Origin of the sequence: Pseudomonas sivasensis, from assembly GCF_013778505.1 — a bacterium.
Classification (GTDB): Bacteria; Pseudomonadota; Gammaproteobacteria; order Pseudomonadales; family Pseudomonadaceae; genus Aquipseudomonas; species Aquipseudomonas sivasensis.
This window is the reverse complement of the sequence record NZ_JAAOWU010000006.1, coordinates 58,860-76,169: the sequence shown is the minus strand read 5'-3', so window position 1 is coordinate 76,169 and position 17,310 is coordinate 58,860. Positions and strand designations below refer to the sequence as shown.

Annotated in this window: 16 protein-coding genes; 3 read left to right on the top strand and 13 right to left on the bottom strand. The window is 60.4% G+C overall.

The annotated features are described in order from the left end of the window. The first annotated feature begins 6 nt into the window (after window positions 1-6). Window positions 7-780, top strand: a complete 774-nt coding sequence (locus G9Q84_RS12855; protein WP_099602496.1) for an enoyl-CoA hydratase — start codon at window positions 7-9, stop codon at window positions 778-780. A 73-nt stretch (window positions 781-853) separates the two neighbouring features. On the opposite strand, the gene G9Q84_RS12850 is transcribed toward G9Q84_RS12855, so the two are convergent. The 12 genes from G9Q84_RS12850 to arnC all read right to left on the bottom strand — a co-directional run bounded on the left by G9Q84_RS12850 (window position 854) and on the right by arnC (window position 13,884). Then, window positions 854-2,005, bottom strand: coding sequence for an acyl-CoA dehydrogenase family protein (locus tag G9Q84_RS12850; RefSeq protein ID WP_032885666.1), 1,152 nt, complete (start codon window positions 2,003-2,005; stop codon window positions 854-856). Window positions 2,006-2,008: 3 nt separating this feature from the next. Further along, a complete protein-coding gene (locus G9Q84_RS12845) occupies window positions 2,009-3,112 on the bottom strand; it encodes an enoyl-CoA hydratase/isomerase family protein (protein ID WP_181643453.1) in 1,104 nt (367 codons plus the stop codon). A 142-nt stretch (window positions 3,113-3,254) separates the two neighbouring features. Continuing rightward, window positions 3,255-3,965, bottom strand: coding sequence for an HPP family protein (locus tag G9Q84_RS12840; protein WP_122757434.1), 711 nt, complete (start codon window positions 3,963-3,965; stop codon window positions 3,255-3,257). Between the two features lie 178 nt (window positions 3,966-4,143). After that, window positions 4,144-4,383, bottom strand: a complete 240-nt coding sequence (locus tag G9Q84_RS12835; RefSeq protein WP_122680988.1) for a type VI secretion system contractile sheath small subunit — start codon at window positions 4,381-4,383, stop codon at window positions 4,144-4,146. 189 nt (window positions 4,384-4,572) lie between these two features. Beyond that, complete coding sequence (locus G9Q84_RS12830) at window positions 4,573-6,195, bottom strand: ArnT family glycosyltransferase (protein WP_181643452.1); 1,623 nt, start codon at window positions 6,193-6,195, stop codon at window positions 4,573-4,575. Between the two features lie 3 nt (window positions 6,196-6,198). Next, on the bottom strand, window positions 6,199-7,578 hold the full coding sequence (locus G9Q84_RS12825) for a UDP-glucose dehydrogenase family protein (RefSeq protein ID WP_032885662.1): 1,380 nt from the start codon (window positions 7,576-7,578) through the stop codon (window positions 6,199-6,201). Then, entirely contained in the window at window positions 7,575-7,988 is a 414-nt protein-coding gene (gene arnF / locus G9Q84_RS12820; protein ID WP_032885661.1) for a 4-amino-4-deoxy-L-arabinose-phosphoundecaprenol flippase subunit ArnF, read from the bottom strand. The genes G9Q84_RS12825 and arnF overlap by 4 nt, the downstream gene beginning before the upstream one ends. Beyond that, complete coding sequence (gene arnE, locus G9Q84_RS12815) at window positions 7,985-8,332, bottom strand: 4-amino-4-deoxy-L-arabinose-phosphoundecaprenol flippase subunit ArnE (protein WP_181643451.1); 348 nt, start codon at window positions 8,330-8,332, stop codon at window positions 7,985-7,987. The genes arnF and arnE overlap by 4 nt, the downstream gene beginning before the upstream one ends. Continuing rightward, window positions 8,329-9,984, bottom strand: a complete 1,656-nt coding sequence (arnT, locus tag G9Q84_RS12810) for a lipid IV(A) 4-amino-4-deoxy-L-arabinosyltransferase (RefSeq protein WP_181643450.1) — start codon at window positions 9,982-9,984, stop codon at window positions 8,329-8,331. Before arnT ends, arnE begins: the two co-directional genes overlap by 4 nt. Beyond that, entirely contained in the window at window positions 9,981-10,865 is an 885-nt protein-coding gene (gene arnD, locus G9Q84_RS12805; protein WP_032885658.1) for a 4-deoxy-4-formamido-L-arabinose-phosphoundecaprenol deformylase, read from the bottom strand. The genes arnT and arnD overlap by 4 nt, the downstream gene beginning before the upstream one ends. After that, complete coding sequence (gene arnA, locus G9Q84_RS12800; protein ID WP_032885657.1) at window positions 10,865-12,856, bottom strand: bifunctional UDP-4-amino-4-deoxy-L-arabinose formyltransferase/UDP-glucuronic acid oxidase ArnA; 1,992 nt, start codon at window positions 12,854-12,856, stop codon at window positions 10,865-10,867. The genes arnD and arnA overlap by 1 nt, the downstream gene beginning before the upstream one ends. Then, a complete protein-coding gene (gene arnC / locus G9Q84_RS12795; RefSeq protein ID WP_032885656.1) occupies window positions 12,853-13,884 on the bottom strand; it encodes an undecaprenyl-phosphate 4-deoxy-4-formamido-L-arabinose transferase in 1,032 nt (343 codons plus the stop codon). Before arnC ends, arnA begins: the two co-directional genes overlap by 4 nt. Window positions 13,885-14,295: 411 nt before the next feature. Between arnC and G9Q84_RS12790 the strand changes: the two genes are divergently transcribed. Continuing rightward, complete coding sequence (locus G9Q84_RS12790) at window positions 14,296-15,108, top strand: M949_RS01915 family surface polysaccharide biosynthesis protein (RefSeq protein WP_181643449.1); 813 nt, start codon at window positions 14,296-14,298, stop codon at window positions 15,106-15,108. Window positions 15,109-15,216: 108 nt separating this feature from the next. Further along, window positions 15,217-16,131 carry a site-specific integrase gene (locus G9Q84_RS12785; RefSeq protein WP_095184760.1) on the top strand — a complete coding sequence of 305 codons (915 nt, stop codon included), beginning with the start codon at window positions 15,217-15,219 and terminating at the stop codon, window positions 16,129-16,131. A 226-nt stretch (window positions 16,132-16,357) separates the two neighbouring features. On the opposite strand, the gene G9Q84_RS12780 is transcribed toward G9Q84_RS12785, so the two are convergent. Continuing rightward, window positions 16,358-17,215, bottom strand: coding sequence for an SDR family oxidoreductase (locus G9Q84_RS12780; protein WP_032885742.1), 858 nt, complete (start codon window positions 17,213-17,215; stop codon window positions 16,358-16,360). Window positions 17,216-17,310 lie beyond the last annotated feature (95 nt).

The following is a 17,310-nucleotide window of genomic DNA, read 5'->3' as shown; positions in this document are numbered from 1 at the left end:
CGATACATGAGTTACGAAACCATTTTGCTCGACGTCCAGGGCCGCGTCGGGCTGATTACCCTGAATCGTCCGCAAGCCCTGAATGCGCTGAATGCGCAGTTGGTCAGTGAGTTGAACCAGGCGCTGGATGATCTGGAAGCTAATCCGCACATCGGCTGCATCGTGCTGACCGGTTCGAAGAAAGCCTTTGCGGCCGGCGCCGATATCAAGGAAATGGCCGAGCTGACCTACCCGCAGATTTACCTCGATGACCTGTTCAGCGACAGCGACCGCGTGGCCAACCGACGCAAGCCGATCATTGCCGCCGTCAACGGTTTTGCTTTGGGCGGCGGCTGCGAACTGGCGCTGATGTGCGACTTCATCCTGGCGGGTGATGGCGCCAAATTCGGCCAGCCAGAGATCAACCTCGGCGTCCTGCCCGGCATGGGCGGCACCCAGCGCCTGACCCGCGCGGTAGGCAAGGCCAAGGCCATGGAAATGTGCCTGACCGGGCGCTTTATCGATGCGGTGGAAGCGGAGCGTTGCGGGATTGTCGCGCGCATCGTGCCGGCCGATGAGCTGCTGGATGAAGCGCTGAAGGTCGCCACGCTGATTGCTGGCAAGTCGGTGCCAATCAGCATGATGGTCAAGGAAAGCGTGAACCGTGCGTTTGAAGTGAGCCTGTCCGAAGGCGTGCGCTTTGAGCGCCGTGTGTTCCATGCGGCGTTTGCGACGCTGGATCAGAAGGAAGGTATGGCGGCGTTTGTGGCCAAGCGCGCGCCAGAGTTCAAGGATAAGTAAGCCAATCTTCATGTACTGAAGTGCAAATGTGGGAGGGGGCTTGCCTCCTCCCACAGTAGTTCGTTGGTGTCTGTCAGAGCTGGTAGTTCTTGAGTTCCCTAGCAATCACCATCCGCTGAATCTCGCTGGTCCCCTCGTAAATCTGCGTGATCCGCGCATCCCGGTAGTAACGCTCCACCGGGTAATCCTCCAGGTAGCCGTAGCCGCCATGTATCTGCATCGCTGACGAGCAGACCTTCTCCGCCATTTCCGAGGCAAACAGTTTGGCTTGTGACGCTTCCGACAGGCACGGCTTGCCGGCACTGCGCAGGCGCGCTGCGTGCAGGATCAGCAGGCGGGCCGCGTTCAAGCGGGTCTGCATGTCCGCCAGCAAATTAGCCACGCTCTGATGCTCGATGATCGCCTTGTCGAACTGCACCCGGTCCCGGGCGTAGGCCAGCGCCGCTTCAAACGCTGCTCGCGCGATACCCAGGGCCTGGGCGGCGATACCGATGCGGCCACCTTCCAGGTTCGACAGCGCAATCGCCAAGCCTTTGCCGCGCTCGCCCAGTAAGTTGGCTTCGGGAACTGTGCATTGGTTGAGGGTGACGGCACAGGTGTCAGAAGCCCGAATGCCCATCTTGTGTTCGGTGCGGTCCACCACAAAGCCAGGGGTGTCGGTGGGCACGAGGAAAGCGGAAATGCCTTTCTTGCCCAAGTTCGGATCAGTCACGGCAAACACGATAGCCAACTTGGCGCGCTTGCCGTTGCTGACGAATTGCTTGGCGCCGTTGATCACCCACTGGCCGTCACGCAGCTCAGCGCGAGTGCGCAGATTGTGGGCTTCGGAACCGGCCTGGGGTTCGGTCAGGCAGAAGCAGCCAATCGCCTGGCCACTGGCAAGTTCTGCCAACCAGGTTTCTTTCTGCGCCGTTGTGCCGTAGTTGAGGATCGGCCCGCAACCCACTGAATTGTGGATACTCATCAGTGCGCCGGTGGCGCCATCGCCGGCAGAAATCTCTTCCACCGCCAGGGCATAAGCCACGTAGTCGACGTAGGTGCCGCCCCATTCTTCCGGGACCACCATACCCAGCAGGCCGAGTTCGCCCATCTTGGCTACCAGGTTGTCGTCAATCCAGCCGGCTTTTTCCCAGGCTTGGGCAGATGGGGCGATTTCACGTCGGGCGAAGTCACGCGCCATGTCGCGGATCATCACTTGTTCTTCAGTGTATTCAATGTCTTGCATGGCTTATCTCGCAATTTGCTCGAACTGTTGGAAGAAGCTTTCGACGTGGGCAACTGATAGCCCATGCAACGTTGGCGGGTTCCAGCGCGGGGTTTTGTCCTTGTCGATGATCAGGGCGCGCACGCCTTCGATCAGGTCGCCGCGCTTGAACCATTGCCGGTCCAAGTGCAGTTCCAGGGCGAAACACTGTTCCAACGACAGGCGGCGGCCTTTGCGCAACATTTGCAAAGTCACGGCCATGGCCAGGGGCGAGCGGGTCTGCATCAGGTGGGCCGTGTTGAGCGCCCATTCATGGCTGTCGGCAACGGTGACGGCCTGTAATTGCTCAACGATGCTCGGCACATCCGGCAACCCGAAGAAATGGTCGATCGCCGGGCGCAAGGCTGCCAAAGGCGCATCGGGCAGCTGCTGCACCGCAAGCTTTGCCAACACACCTTGCAAGTCTTTGAGCGCAGAGTCGTGCCATTGCAGGTGGTCGAGTTTCTGGTCCAGCTCGGCGAGCTTGTTGCTGTCGAGGTACCAGTCCGCCAAACCGCAATACAGTGCATCGGCGGCGCGGATCTGCACGCCGGTGACGCCGAGGTAAATCCCCAGTTCGCCCGGAATGCGCGGCAGGAAATAGCTGCCACCCACGTCGGGAAAATAACCAATGGCCACTTCCGGCATGCCCAGGCGGCTGCGCTCGGTAACGACGCGTAAATCGGCACCTTGCACCAGGCCCATGCCACCGCCGAGGACAAACCCGTCCATCAACGCCAGCACGGGCTTACGGTAGTGGTGGATGGCGAGGTCGAGGGCGTATTCCTCGACGAAGAAATCTTCGTGAAGGGTGTCGCCATTCTTGAAGCTGTCGTACAGGGAACGGATATCGCCGCCGGCACAGAAGGCTTTGTCGCCGGTGCCTCGCAGGACCACGGCGTAGACCGATGGATCGTCGGACCAGGCCTCCAGGTGCCGGGTCAGGCTGCGAACCATGTCGAGGGTGATGGCGTTTAAACCCGCAGGGCGGTTAAGGGTGAGGTGGCCGATATGGTTGCGGACGTCGGCCAGTACCTCTTCCTGAGGCGAATCGGCGCGGCTTGCTTCGGATGAAACCTGAGCAGTCATCTCTAACTCCCTGCTTTTATTGTTCTTTATCAAGATGTTCGGGGACGAACCATCTCGCGATCGTACCAGTGCAAATTTGCGCAGTACAACCCGGAATCATGCAGGTGGTTGTTGCATTTATGCAGGGCGCCCGGGCCTCTGCTCAGGGCACGCGGTTGGCCAGTACTTCGCCGATGCTGCGACGGCGCGCGTGGGTTTCGGCCGCGTGAATCAGTTGTTCAAGCTCTGCGGGCGCCACGTCGTAGAACTGCTCCATCTCGGCAAGCGCCAGCTTCAAATCGGCGGCGGTCACGGCAGCGTTTCGCGCTGCATCGGGGGTATTCAATACGGCCGAAGGGGACTCGACAGCCCCCTTGGGATAACGCGTGCGAGTGGCGTTGTTGTAGGCCAGCGCACATGCCAGCAGGGCGCTGGCGCCGAGCAGCACAGCGCCCAACTCATGCCAGCCCAGTGCGGCGGAAGCCGGGTCGGCCAGCACCAGGGTCATGGCCAGGCCACCTGCGGGTGGGTGCAGGCAACGCAGCCAGCACATCAACACCACTGCCATGCCGGCCGCCAGGCAAGCGCCGCCCAAGGTGCGTCCGAGAACCCGCGCGACCAGCAATGCCACGACACCGGCGCACAGGTAGCTGCCGATGATCGACCAGGGTTGCGCCAGCGCACCGGAGGAGACGGCAAACAACAACACCGCCGAGGCCCCTAGCGGGCCGAGCAGGTGCAGCGCCACCTCCATGCCAAATACCTGGGCACAGAGCCAGACACTGAACAATGTACCCAGTGCCATGCCAATGGCGGCCCGGCTCCATTCTGTAGGACGAGTATTGATTGCAGCGGGAAACCAGCGAGCGAGCATTGAAAAGAAATCCATAAACGGCGGGCAAAAAAAAGGCTTGTCTGGTTTCCCGGAAAAGCCCTTTGAACGTTCCTGCATTTGGGGGAGGAACCTGCGCAGTGTGCCGCGCCTCGATTATCGGCGCCAATGCATATTAATGAGGTTTTAATGCATAAATATTGAATTAAAACCCGTTTCATCAAAGGGGAATGTACGCGGTGTTCAGTTTGCCCAATACGCGGATATCGGTCTCTTCGTTGAACATATGCTTTTGCAGGTTTTCCAGGAGCCCTGGCTCGCCAGAGAGGGGACCTTTGAGTGCCACCAGAGCGTTGCGTAGCGACATCAGTCGATCCAACGGCGGAATGGGTAGGTAGCCGATATGCACTTCATCCCGGATCAAGGCAGCAGGAGTATCAGGTAAACGATCATTTGGCACGGCATTGTCCTCTCGCGAAGTGAGCCGCAGTGATGGCTGCCGCTCTTAACGTCCTTGTTGTGTTCCATGGCCTGTGGCGGTAAAGACCTACCCCACATGGCCATCGAGTTTACAGTTGGGTTTCAACCCCCGGAAAGTGAAATGACACCAGCCATTACGCATAGCTGCGTAGGATTCTTCCGGGTCGACTCAAGGCTGTGGGGGTTTGGCCAGGTACAGCAGGACAAAGGTGTTGCGATCGAACTCACCCGTTAAGGTCGGCGTGAGCGTGGCAAAGCGCGGATCTTTAAGCGCGCGGAAATCCTCTTCGCTCATCACCAGCCAGGCTGGCCCTTGCAGCGGCGTCAGGTCAGCAGCTTGCTGGGTAAACAACGGCACCTGATCGCAGTCGAGGTTGACCATGTATTTGATGGCCTTGGCGTCTTTGCCCAAACCGTGCAAGACCACGGGGGCACGCTGCTGCATCACCTGCTCATGAACGTTCAAGGTAAATGTGCGGGTGTCATAGACACTGCGCTCCAGCGGTTCCACCACCAGGATATAGGTAGCCCACACCGCCAACACCGCAGTGAAGGCCGGCCCGACCGGCCGTAGACGAGAGACGAACAACGTCAACAGCGCCAATGCCTGCAGCGCACCAAGCACACCCAGCACCAAGCCCAGATGGCTCAGTTGTTCCGGATAACGTGGGCGCACGAACAGCAGCCCGGCGATCAGCAGCGTAGGCAGCAGCGTCCATAGACCCAGCATCAGGCCGCGCAGCCAGGCGAAAAGCCGCCCGCGTGCGCCGTAAAAGGGATACGCCGCAATAATCGCCGCCATGGGCAGCATCGGCAGTACATAGCGCGCCTTTTTCGCCTGGGGAATCGACAGGCCAACCATCACCAGCAAGCCGGCAGCGGCGCAGTACAGCACCAATTGCAAGGCCGGCTCCGGCGTGCGCCGCCCACCGGTTGCCACTGCCAGCAGCGCTAGCAACGCCAGGGGATAGGCCAAGGCGTAATTACCCAGGGAGCTGGTGAAGTAATACAGCACACCGCTGCTGCCTTCGCTGCCATCCATGCGCCCGAGGAACTGCATGCGGATCACGTCCTGCATGAAACGCTCACCGCCACTGAGTTTGGCCATCAGCAACAGCAGGCCGACACAGGCCAGCAGCAGCGCCAGCGCCAGGAGGCCGAAGCTGAGCAGTTGGCGCCATTGCCGGTTGATCAGGTAATAGCTGCACAGCACACCGGTGGGCACGACCAGGCCAATTGGCCCGCGTATCGCAAACCCCAGGATCAAGAGCAGAAACAGCCAGTGCAGACGTTTACCCGCAGAGAAATGATCATGGGCGTAACCCAGATAAAACACCGTCAAGGTGATCGCGGCGAGCATCTGGTCCAGGGACACGGCGCGGGTTTCGCTGATAAAGGTGGTGCTCAACAGCAGCACCGCAATGCTCAACAAGCCCCAGCGCTGGGAGTAGGGCGCCGTGAGGCGATACACCAGGATGACGATCAGTGCCGAGGCCATCGAAGTGGGCAGCCAGGCCGTGAGGCTGGTGACCTGGCCCAGGGGCAGCGACAACAGCCAGGTCATCAGGGTCGAGGTGGCCAGATAATCAGCATACGGCTGGCCGTAAGTGGTGGGAAAAAAGCCCGGCCCATGGCGCAGCATTTCCTGGGCGAACAGCACGAAGCGTGAGTCGAAACCGATAATCGCCTGGTGCCAACTGCCGGCGATAAACAGCAACAGCGCCAGCAATCCCAGGCAGAGGGATTGGCGGCGGATCGTGGCACTCAGCAAAGGCGGTCGGGCTGTGTTCACGTATCAGGCTTCCACGACCTGTGGCACCCACTGCTGCTGCGGAATCGGCAACTGACATGAGTCGCCTCGCCCTATCGGGAAGTATTGGAAGCCCTTGCGCGACAGGCGCTCGCCGTCATACAGGTTGCGGCCATCGAAGATCACCGGGGTTTTCAGGCGCTGGTGGATCAGGTCGAAATCGGGGGCTTTGAACTGCTGCCACTCGGTGCACACGATCAGCGCATCGGCGCCAACCAGAGTGGACTCCGGCGTGCCCATCAGCATCAGCCGTTCTTCGTCACCGTAGAGGCGCTGGGTTTCCTGCATGGCTTCCGGGTCGAACGCGCGCACGTTGGCGCCGGCAGCCCACAGCGCTTCCATCAGCACGCGGCTGGGTGCATCGCGCATGTCGTCGGTGTTGGGCTTGAACGCAAGGCCCCACAGGGCGAAGGTCTTGCCGCGCAGATTGCCTTGGAAGAACGCATTGACGCGCTCGAACAGCTTGCTCTTCTGGCGTTGGTTGATCGCTTCTACGGCTTCCAACAGGTCGCTGGAGCAGTTGGCCTGTTTGGCGCTGTGGATCAAGGCGCGCATGTCTTTGGGAAAACATGAACCGCCGTAACCGCAACCGGGGTAGATAAAGTGATAGCCGATGCGCGAGTCGGCACCGATGCCCAGGCGCACGGCTTCGATATCCGCCCCCAGGTGCTCGGCCAGCTCGGCGATCTGGTTGATAAAGCTGATCTTGGTGGCCAGCATGCAGTTGGCGGCGTACTTGGTCAGCTCGGCGCTGCGCAGGTCCATGAAGATGATGCGGTCGTGGTTGCGGTTGAACGGCGCGTACAGATCGCGCATCACCTCGCGCACTTCTTCGCGCTCACAGCCGATGATGATGCGATCCGGACGGCGACAGTCGGCAACCGCCGAGCCTTCCTTGAGGAATTCCGGGTTGGAGACGATATCGAACTCCAGGTGCCGGCCAGCGACGTGCAGGGCTTTTTCGATATGGGCGCGCAGGGTGTCGCCGGTGCCCACGGGGACCGTGGACTTTTCAACCAGGATTACCGGGGCCACTCGATGACGGGCCACGGCGTCGCCCACCGACAGCACGTACTTCAAGTCGGCCGAGCCATCTTCATCCGACGGCGTGCCGACGGCGATGAACAGCACTTCACCGTGTTCGACGGCGAGCTTCTCATCGAAAGTGAAATTCAGGCGGCCGCTTTCCAGGTTCTCCTTGACCATGGCGGCCAGTCCCGGTTCGAAGATACTCACATGGCCTTGCTGCAGCAGCTTGACCTTGTTTTGATCGACGTCCATGCAGATCACATCGTGACCGACTTCGGCTAATACGGTGGCCTGTACCAGGCCGACGTAACCACTACCAAATACACTGATTTTCATGGGGCATTCCTGGGACGAGTAGCACTGGCACGACGAGAGTTGATGATCAGCACACCGAGGATGACAAGCGCCACCCCCAGGGTTTTTGAAACGGAAAAATGTTCGTTGAACACCGGCAAGCTGGCGGCCAACAGGTACACCAGCGCATAGCTGATGCTGAGCAATGAATAGGCGCGGCCAAGGGGCAGGTGCTTGAGCGCGCCGAGCCAGCAGAGCATCGACAGCGCGTAGGCGAAGATCGCCAGGCTCACCACGCCCAACGCAGCGAAGTCGATGGCGTTGCTGTTCAACGCCGCCAGCCATTCGGTGGGCAAGGGCAGGCGCGTCATGCTCCAGCGCATGCCCAATTGGGCGGCGCTGACCAGGCCAACGCTGCCCAGGGCCAGGGCAAAACCACGCACGCGGCTCATACCTGGCGCCCCAACAGCACCACACCGGCAATCACCAGCACGACACCCAGCCAATGCCGTGTGTCGATGTGTTCCTTGAACACAAAGCGCGCCACCAGCGTGACCAGGACAAAATTGAGGCTGAGCATCGGGTAGGCGATACCGACTTCCAGGCGCTGCAACACCAGCAACCACACCAGCAAACCAAAACCCAGGCACAGCAGGGCCGACCACAGCCACAGCGAGCGCAGCTTCAGCGCCCAACCGTCGGGCTGGTCGCGCCAGCTTTCCACGGCGAATTTTTGCGAAACCTGGCCCATGCATGTCAGCAGGCAGGCGGCCAATAACAGGCACAGCGTGATCATGGCGCAACCTGCGGGAACACCAGGATCACGATGTTGCCTTGCTCGTAGCGCTTGCCGTCTTTGGGCAGCAAGTCCACCTCGGCGATTTCGTCGTCACCCTTCACACGCATGACCACCCCGACGGCGCCGTGTTTACGTGCGTCGCTCATCCACTGCTGGACCTGTGTGGTGTCGACCTTGTGATGGGCCGCATCGTCGAAGGCCAAGCCATATTTCACTTCGCCGACGGTGTTATAGAGGGTCACGTCCGGGCGCTTGACGCGCCAGGCCAAGGCGGAGGCTGCGCCCAGGTCATTGCTCAGCAACGCGCTGGTCTGGCTCAGCTCCTGGAGGTGATCGATGATGAACTGGTCCGGAGTCTTGTTGTAAACCACCGAATGGGGCAGTGCGGCCGGGACCAACGCCACCAGCAACCAACTGCCGACTACCGGCGCTGCCCACAAGCGCAGCGGGCGTGACGCTTGCAGCAGGTTGGCGATGATCCAGCCGAACAGGAAGACAAACACCAGCACCAGGCTGAGGGTTTCCTGACCGTGTTCGTAGACGGGCTTCTTCAGTTGAAACCACGTCAGCGCCAGTAACGCCGCGACGCCAATCACCAGGTTCAGCCAACCGTTGATACGCACGACACGGCCGCGGCCTGCGGCGAGTTTGTCCGCCAGTGTCGAGCCCATCAGCAGCGCCAGCGGCAACAGGCACGGCATGATGTAGGAGGGCAACTTGCCCTTGGCCAGACTGAAAAACGCCAGCGGCATCAGCAGCCACAGCAGCAGGAAGGCAGTTTTCGCTGCACGTTTTTCCTGCCACGCCTGTTTCAGGGTGGACGGCAGCAGTGCGACCCACGGCAGGCTGAACGCGACCAGCAGCGGTAGGTAATACCAGAAAGGCTCGGCGTGCTGGGCATCCTCGCCGGCAAAACGCTGGATATGCTCGTGCCAGAAGAAGAAATTCCAATAGTCCGGTTCTTGCAGATGCACGGCCAGTGCCCACGGCAGGCTCACTGCAATGGCGACAACCACGGCCACCAGCCCATAACCGAGCAGTTCGCGAAAGCGCTTCTGCCAGATCGCGTAGGGCAGGGCGATCAACACCGGCAACAGCCACGCCAGGAATCCCTTGGTCATAAAGCCCATGCCACAGGCGAAACCCAGCAGCGCCCAGGATCCCAGGCGGCCGTTGCGGGAGGTGCTGTCGAAGCAGAACCACAGGGCAACGCCGGTCAGGTTGACCCAGAAGGTGAACTGCGGATCGAGGTTGGCATAACCGCCCAAGGCCGCGACGCTGACAAAGCTCATGTACAGCACGGTGCTGACCAGGCTCTTTTGCGGGTCATTCCACAGCCGGCGTGACACCAGGTACACCAGCAGGATGCTCAAACCGGTGCTCAACGCCGAGGCGAAGCGCACACCAAACAGGTTTTGCCCGAAGATCGCCTGGCCGAGCGCGATCATCCAGTAACCGGCAGCCGGCTTTTCGAAATAGCGAATCCCCATGAAGTGCGGCGAAGCCCACTTGCCGGTCAGCAGCATTTCCTGGCTGATCTGTGCGTAGCGGGTTTCATCAGGAATCCACAGGCCATGGGTGGCCAGCGGCAGCAGGTAAAACACGCCAAACGCTAACAGGAGCAGGGGCAAGGCCCAACGCCGAATCATGCCTGCTGCACTCCAAGCCAACCCTCACGGCCGCTCAATGCGCCGCGCACCAACTGTTGCTGGGGCAGGGTGGTCAGGTCCGCAGGCAACAAGTCACCCAGCGGTTTGAAATCGATGCCGCGCTGCCCTGCCTGGGCAAGCAACTGGCGAAAATCGTTGGCCATCAGAATCCCTTCTACTTCTGCGTGGATCGTGTAGACGTTGAGCTTCGACTCGGCAAACCGGTCAAGAATGAAGCTATTGAAGTCTTTGGCGGCCACCACCGGCCCTACGACTTCGTCGAAGGTCGGCAGGTCCACCGGAATTTGTGGCGTACCTGCGCTGCCATCGGCCAATGTCGGCCGAAACAGGCTGGTACCCCGGCAATCGCTGTTGTAGCGAAAGTTGAAACCTTGCTTGGCTTGCACCACACGCTCGTCGGCACGCCAACCGGCGGCCGCCGAACAGTCGATGCGTTCGCCCAGGATGTCGCTCAGGGTCTCCACGCCGCGCCGAATTTGCTCGACCAGTTGTGCATCGCTCCACCGTCCGGTGTTGGCCTGCCAGCCATGGTGATCCCAGGCGTGCAGGCCGACTTCGTGACCGGCGGCCTTGGCCTGGCGCATCAAGTGCCCCAAGTCACGGCCGATCGGCTTGCCCGGCCAGGCAGTGCCGGCGAGCAGGATGTCCCAGCCGTACAGGCCGGCAGCGTTGGAACGCAGCATCTTCCACAGGAATTGCGGGCGGATCAGGCGCCACAAGTGGCGCCCCATGTTGTCCGGCCCGACACTGAAGAAGAACGTCGCTTTTACCCCGGCCTCGTCCAGGGATTCGAGCAACCGTGGCACACCTTCACGGGTGCCCCGATAGGTATCGACGTCAATGCGAAGACCTGCCTGCATTAGCGCTTATCCGCGATTTCGAGCATGGCCTCGCGCAGGAAGAAGTCCAGCGTGTTGCCGATGGTTTCGCTCATCTCCACGGTCGGCTCCCAGTTCAGCAGGCGCTTGGCGTTTTCGATGCTTGGCTTGCGGTGTGCCACGTCTTGGTAACCGGTGCCGTAGAACGCCTTGCTCTCCACATCGCGGAAACCGGCGAACGGCGGGAAGTTGCTGCGCAGCGGGTGCGCTTCGAACTGACGCAGCAGCTCTTCGCCCAACTGGCGGATGCTGGCTTCGTTTTCCGGGTTACCGATGTTGATGATCTGGCCGTTGCAGGCATCGTTGTCGTTATCAATGATGCGGGCCAGGGCTTCGATACCGTCGGCGATGTCGGTGAAGCAGCGTTTCTGCTCGCCACCATCGAACAGGCGGATCGGCGTGCCTTCCACCAGGTTCAGGATCAGTTGGGTGATAGCACGGGAGCTGCCGATACGGGCCGAATCCAGGCGGTCGAGGCGTGGGCCCATCCAGTTGAACGGACGGAACAGCGTGAAGTTCAGGCCCTTGGCGCCGTAGGCCCAGATCACGCGGTCCAGCAGTTGCTTGGAGACCGAGTAGATCCAGCGTTGTTTGTTGACCGGGCCAACCACCAGGTTGGAAGTGTCTTCGTCGAAATACTGGTCCTGGCACATGCCATAGACTTCAGAGGTCGACGGGAAGATCACGCGCTTGTTGTACTTGACGCAGTAGCGCACCAGCTTGAGGTTTTCTTCGAAGTCCAACTCGAACACGCGCAGCGGGTTACGGGTGTATTCGATCGGCGTGGCGATGGCCACCAGCGGCAGGACCACGTCGCACTTCTTGATGTGGTATTCGATCCACTCGGTGTGGATGCTGATGTCGCCTTCGACGTAATGGAAGTTCGGGTGGCTGCGCAGGCGCTCAATGGCGTCGGAGCCGATGTCCAGGCCGTAGACTTCATAACGGTCGTCACGCAGCAGGCGCTCGGACAGATGGTTACCGATAAAACCGTTCACGCCCAGGATCAGCACGCGGGTACGGCGTGGCTTGCGGCCGGATTCGGCACCGCGCAGCACGGAGCCGTCGACCAGGCCCAGTTCGTTGGCCAGGGAAGGGCCGGCCAGGTACAGGCCGTTGTCGTTGCGCTGGCCGAACTTGACCACCAGGGAGTCCTCGCCACAGGCGATGCGCAGCGGGTTGACGCTGATCACCCGGCCCGGTGCCAGGCCTTCGTTGCCCTTGACCACCTCGGCTTGCCACACGATCAGCTTGTGTTCGCCCACGGCACAGAATGCGCCTGGATACGGTTGAGTCACGGCGCGAACCAGGTTGAACAGGGTTTCAGCCGGATGTTTCCAGTCCAGCTTGCCGTCTGCGGCCGTGCGGCGACCGAAGTAAGTGGCTTGGCTTTCATCTTGTGCGGTTTCAGTCAGCTTGCCTTCGGCCAGTTGCGGCAGGACATCACGCAGCAGGTTGCTGGCGGCTTCACGCAGCTTGGCATGCAGGGTCAGGCCGGTGTCGCTACGCTCGATGGTGACTTTTTGCTGGGCGAGGATCGCGCCGGCATCCGCACGCTTGACCATGCGGTGCAGGGTCACGCCGGTTTCGGTTTCGCCGTTGACCAGCACCCAGTTGGCCGGCGCGCGGCCACGGTACTTGGGCAGCAACGAACCGTGCAGGTTGAACGCACCTTTACGGGCGGTGGCCAGCAGCGGCTCGCTCAGCAGGTTGCGGTAGTAGAAAGAGAAAATGTAATCCGGGTTCAGCTTGGCGATGCGCTCAATCCACAGAGGGTGGTTGGCGTCCTCTGGCGCATGCACCGGGATACCGTTGCGGGCGCACAGTTGGGCAACGGAGCCGTAGAAGTTGTTTTCCTTGGGGTCGTCGGCATGGGTAAACACAGCAGCAATTTCGTAGCCGGTATTGAGCAGCGCTTCAATGCCTGCACAACCAATATCGTGGTACGCGAATACAACAGCTTTTGAACTCATGACTGAACCTGATCGGCGGAAGTGGAAGTATGGGAAGACACCAGGCCGTCAACGACGACCACAGGAGCCGGTGCTGCCGGTTGGTTGCGCAGCACTTTTTCGATAAAGAAGCGTGGGCGGGCGCGCACATCGCTGTACATGCGGCCCAGGTATTCACCCAAAAGGCCCATGCCGATGAACTGGCCACCGGTGAAGACGAACAGCACCGCGAACAGCACGAACAGGCCGTCGCCCGCCCAGTCGGCACCGAAGGCCAGGCGCAGAACGATCAGCGCGAAGGCAAACAGCATGCCCAGGGCCGCCAGGCTGAAGCCGACAATAGACAGCAGGCGCAGCGGCGTGGTGGTCATGCAGGTCAGCAGGTCGAACATCAGGCTGATCAGGCGCATGGCGCTGTATTTGGACTCACCGTGTTCGCGCTCGGCGTGGTGCACCAGGATTTCCGTGGTGTGGCGGGCGAAGCCGTTGGCGAGGATCGGGATAAAGGTGCTGCGCTCGCGGCAGGCGAGCATGGCGTCGACGATGGTGCGGCGGTAAGCGCGCAGCATGCAGCCGTAGTCCGTCATGGCCACGCCGGTAGAGCGCTGCACGGCAAGGTTGATCAGGCGTGACGGCCAGCGGCGAAACGCCGAGTCCTGGCGATTGTTGCGCACGGTGGCGACGACGTCGTAGCCGAGGGCGGCTTGCTCCACCAGGCGCGGGATTTCTTCGGGAGGGTTCTGCAGGTCGGCATCGAGGGTAATCACCACTTCGCCCTGGCACTGTTCGAAACCCGCCATGATCGCGGCATGCTGGCCGTAGTTGCGGTTGAGGATCACAGCCACCACGTTGCTGCCGTCTTCTGCGGCAGCGTCTTCCAGCAGTTGGGCCGAGTTGTCACGGCTACCGTCATCCACCAGGATGATTTCGTATTCGTAGGCCAGTTGCCTGCACGCCGCGGTGGTGCGACGCAGCAATTCAGGCAGGCTTTCTTCTTCGTTGTAGACCGGGATAACGATCGACACGCGATGAATAGGGTAGGGTTTCAAAGATTTATGACCTCGGGGTTGGAGCAGCGTGGCGCGTGAAAACGCCCGCAATCATTGGATACAAACGCCGTGCAACGGTTAAGAACCGCTAAAAATCGAAATCTAATCAAGAGGTTAGTTCAAGAATGTGAATATCGCCTTGAACTTCCGTATTTAAGATTAAGCTCAAATATGTAGGAAAGGTATGAAGGGGAAGTCGAAAATTCGTTTATTTGACAGCCAGACAGCCAGGGTTCAGCTAAACATGAGGGCGCTAAGGGGGGGCGGGGTCGTGGTGAAACAGGGACGGCATGCAACGCATTTACTACAGCGTCGGCGAACACAATCAGGCTTCGACCACGATTGAAGAATCTTCTCTGCAATGCCTCTCAAGTGCCGGTAAAGTAACGCGTCTCTTGGCAGGGTAATCGGATGAATAGCGTGCAGCTTTTACGCGGCCAGTTGCGGCCAGTATTGATGGGGTTGTTGATGAGCGTGGCGTGTGTCACGATCGTTCGCGCCGATGAAAGCGTGGCGTTGACCCGCCTCGATCAGGTGCCGGATGGCGTGGAAGTACGTGGCAAGCAGATCGCCGCTTACACCTGGGACGACCGCCAGGGCAAGAATCTGCTGGTGCTGGCTGAACAAGTCAGCGAGCGGGATGACGACGGCACCCAGTCGTCCTTTGTGTATGCCGCTCAGTACCTGATCGACGGTAACCGCCCCAAGCGCGTGTGGATGCTCTACGACGATGTGCAGCATTGCGAATTTGACGCGGCGTTGCGTTTCGACCAAGCAGCGACCAAGGTCACCGACCTGTCGGGCGATGGCATCACCCAGGCCACTGTGGGCTATTCGCGCACCTGCACGAGCGACGTGAGCCCCAATGAATTCAAGCTGATCATGCATGTGGGCAAGTCGCAGAAGTACCGTTTGCGCGGTGTCGACCGCTACGGCGCCGCCTGGTGGGATGAAGAGGCCGGGGCGTTGCGCGGGATGCCGCTGCCCAAGGATTGCAGCACCGCTGGGCAACAGGCGCTCGTCAGCCAGTACAAGGAGCAGGGCACCGAATTGCCGTTACCCGGCTGCTATGGCGATGAGAGGGATTTCGCCAATGCGCCCGAGGCGTATCTCACGTTCATGCGTCAGCATTGGTTCGCACTGATGCAAAAGCAGGACGCCGAATGGAGCCAGGCCCAGACCCAGCCCCAGGAACCCACGGAGGACGAAGAAACTGCCCCATGATTTGGTAAGAGGGCCTGTGCTGCGCTAGACTCGGCCCTCGCCAATTCACTAAATACCTTGATTTAACAATGGCTTGTTCGAGGTATTTAATCCAAAGGCTGATCTATTTTGACTGAGCATATCCGCAACCCGCTGACCCTCTACCTCACCCGCCTGGCCCCCTCCAGCCAACTCACCATGCGCTACGTGCTGCAGGACGCCGCCGACCGCCTGGGCTTCGAGGATATCAACCTTGAAGACATCGACTGGCACCTGCTGCAACCCGAACACGTCATCGCCCTGGTAGCCGCCCTGCGCGAAGACGGCTACGCGCCCAACACCTCATCGTTATATGTAAATGCGGTGCGCGGGGTGATGAATGAAGCGTGGCGCCTGAGCCTGATCAGTCAGGAACACTTGTTGAGAATGCGCACGGTCAAGCCAGCGCCCGGTACGCGTCTTGGCCAGGGCCGTAACCTGCGGCGCACGCTGATCCGCGAAATGATGGAAGTCTGTGCCGCCGACCCCAGGCCACAAGGCCTGCGTGATGCAGCGGTCATCGGCATCCTCTACGGCTCGGGCATGCGCAAGTCGGAGTCGGTCAACCTGGATCTCGCGCAGATCAACGTTGAGGAGCGCAGCTTGCGGGTCATTGGCAAAGGCAACAAAGAGTTGATCAAGTACGCGCCGCAATGGGCATTTGCCAAGTTGCAGGCCTGGCTGGCGTTTCGGCGCGAGCAGTTAAAAGAGGGCGAGCAGGACGACAGCTTCCTGTTCAATCGCATCCGCCGGGGTAGCCATATCACCCGGGAACGCATTACTAAACACGCGATTTACTACATTGCCCGGCAGCGAGGGGAACAGGTGGGGGTCAAGATCATGCCCCATGACTTCCGTCGCTCGTTTATCACGCGGGTGATCGAGGAGCATGACCTATCGATCGCGCAGAAGCTGGCGCATCACACTAACATCCAGACCACCGCCAGCTATGACGTGCGTGACGACAACGAACGCCGCCGAGCCGTAGATCGATTCGACCTGTAGTGAGCGGGCTTGCCCCTCGCCGGCTTGCATAGCAGCCCCCAAGTTTATTGGGTCTGCTTCGCAGCCCAGCGCGGGGCAAGCCCGCTCACCACAAAAGCCTGATGATCACAAAAGCCCGATCACCACAAAAAGCCCTGTCACCACGAACAGAGAGGTCACCACAGGCGCTCAGTTCATCAAGGCGCTCGCCCCAGGGAGGATGTTCAGCCTTAGAGCGCCTTCAAGGCTAGAGGATGGGTTTCCCCCCGGTAACCGCATAGCGTGAACCGGAGATGTAGCTGGCTTCATCCGAGGCAAGCAGCACATAAATCGGCGCCACTTCCACCGGCTGGCCAGGTCGGCCCAGTGGTGTTTCGCTGCCGAAGCTCTTCACATCTTCATCAGTCATGGTCGCCACGATCAGCGGCGTCCAGATCGGTCCGGGGGCCACACTGTTGACGCGAATGCCCTTGCTGCCCAGCAACTGCGCCAAACCGCCGGTGAAGTTGGCAATCGCGCCCTTGGTGGCGGCGTAGGCCAGCAGGGTCGGTTTGGGCATGTCAGAGTTGACCGAACTGGTGTTGATGATCGAACTGCCAGCCTTCATATGGGGCAGGGCGGCCTTGCAGATGCGAAACATCGCCGTGATGTTGATATCGAAGGTCTTCACCCATTCCTCGTCCTCGATCTCTTCGAGGGTTTCGTGGGTCATCTGGAACGCAGCGTTATTGACCAGCACATCGATGCGACCGAACTGTTCGACGGTGCTGTCGACCAGTGCCTGGCACTGGGCTTTCTGTGCAAGATCGCCGGGCAGTAACAGGCATTGGCGACCGGCCTCTTCCACCCAGCGTGCGGTTTCCTTGGCGTCTTCGTGCTCGTCCAGGTAGGCGATGGCAACGTCTGCACCTTCACGGGCAAACGCAATGGCAACCGCGCGACCGATGCCGCTGTCGGCCCCCGTGATCAGCGCGATTTTGTTGGCCAGCCGACCAGAGCCTTTATAGCTTTGCTCGCCACAATCGGGATAAGGGTCCATTTTTCTCTGGGAGCCTGGGACCGATTGGGCTTGAGGGGCGAAGGGCGGGCGTGGGTAGTCAGTCATCTCAATCTCCATAGGTTCCTAAGGGTGCTATGGAGTTAGTAATTCCTTGGCCGGCGATAGTTGTGCTGGATCCTGCCCAGGGCCGACGAGTGGTT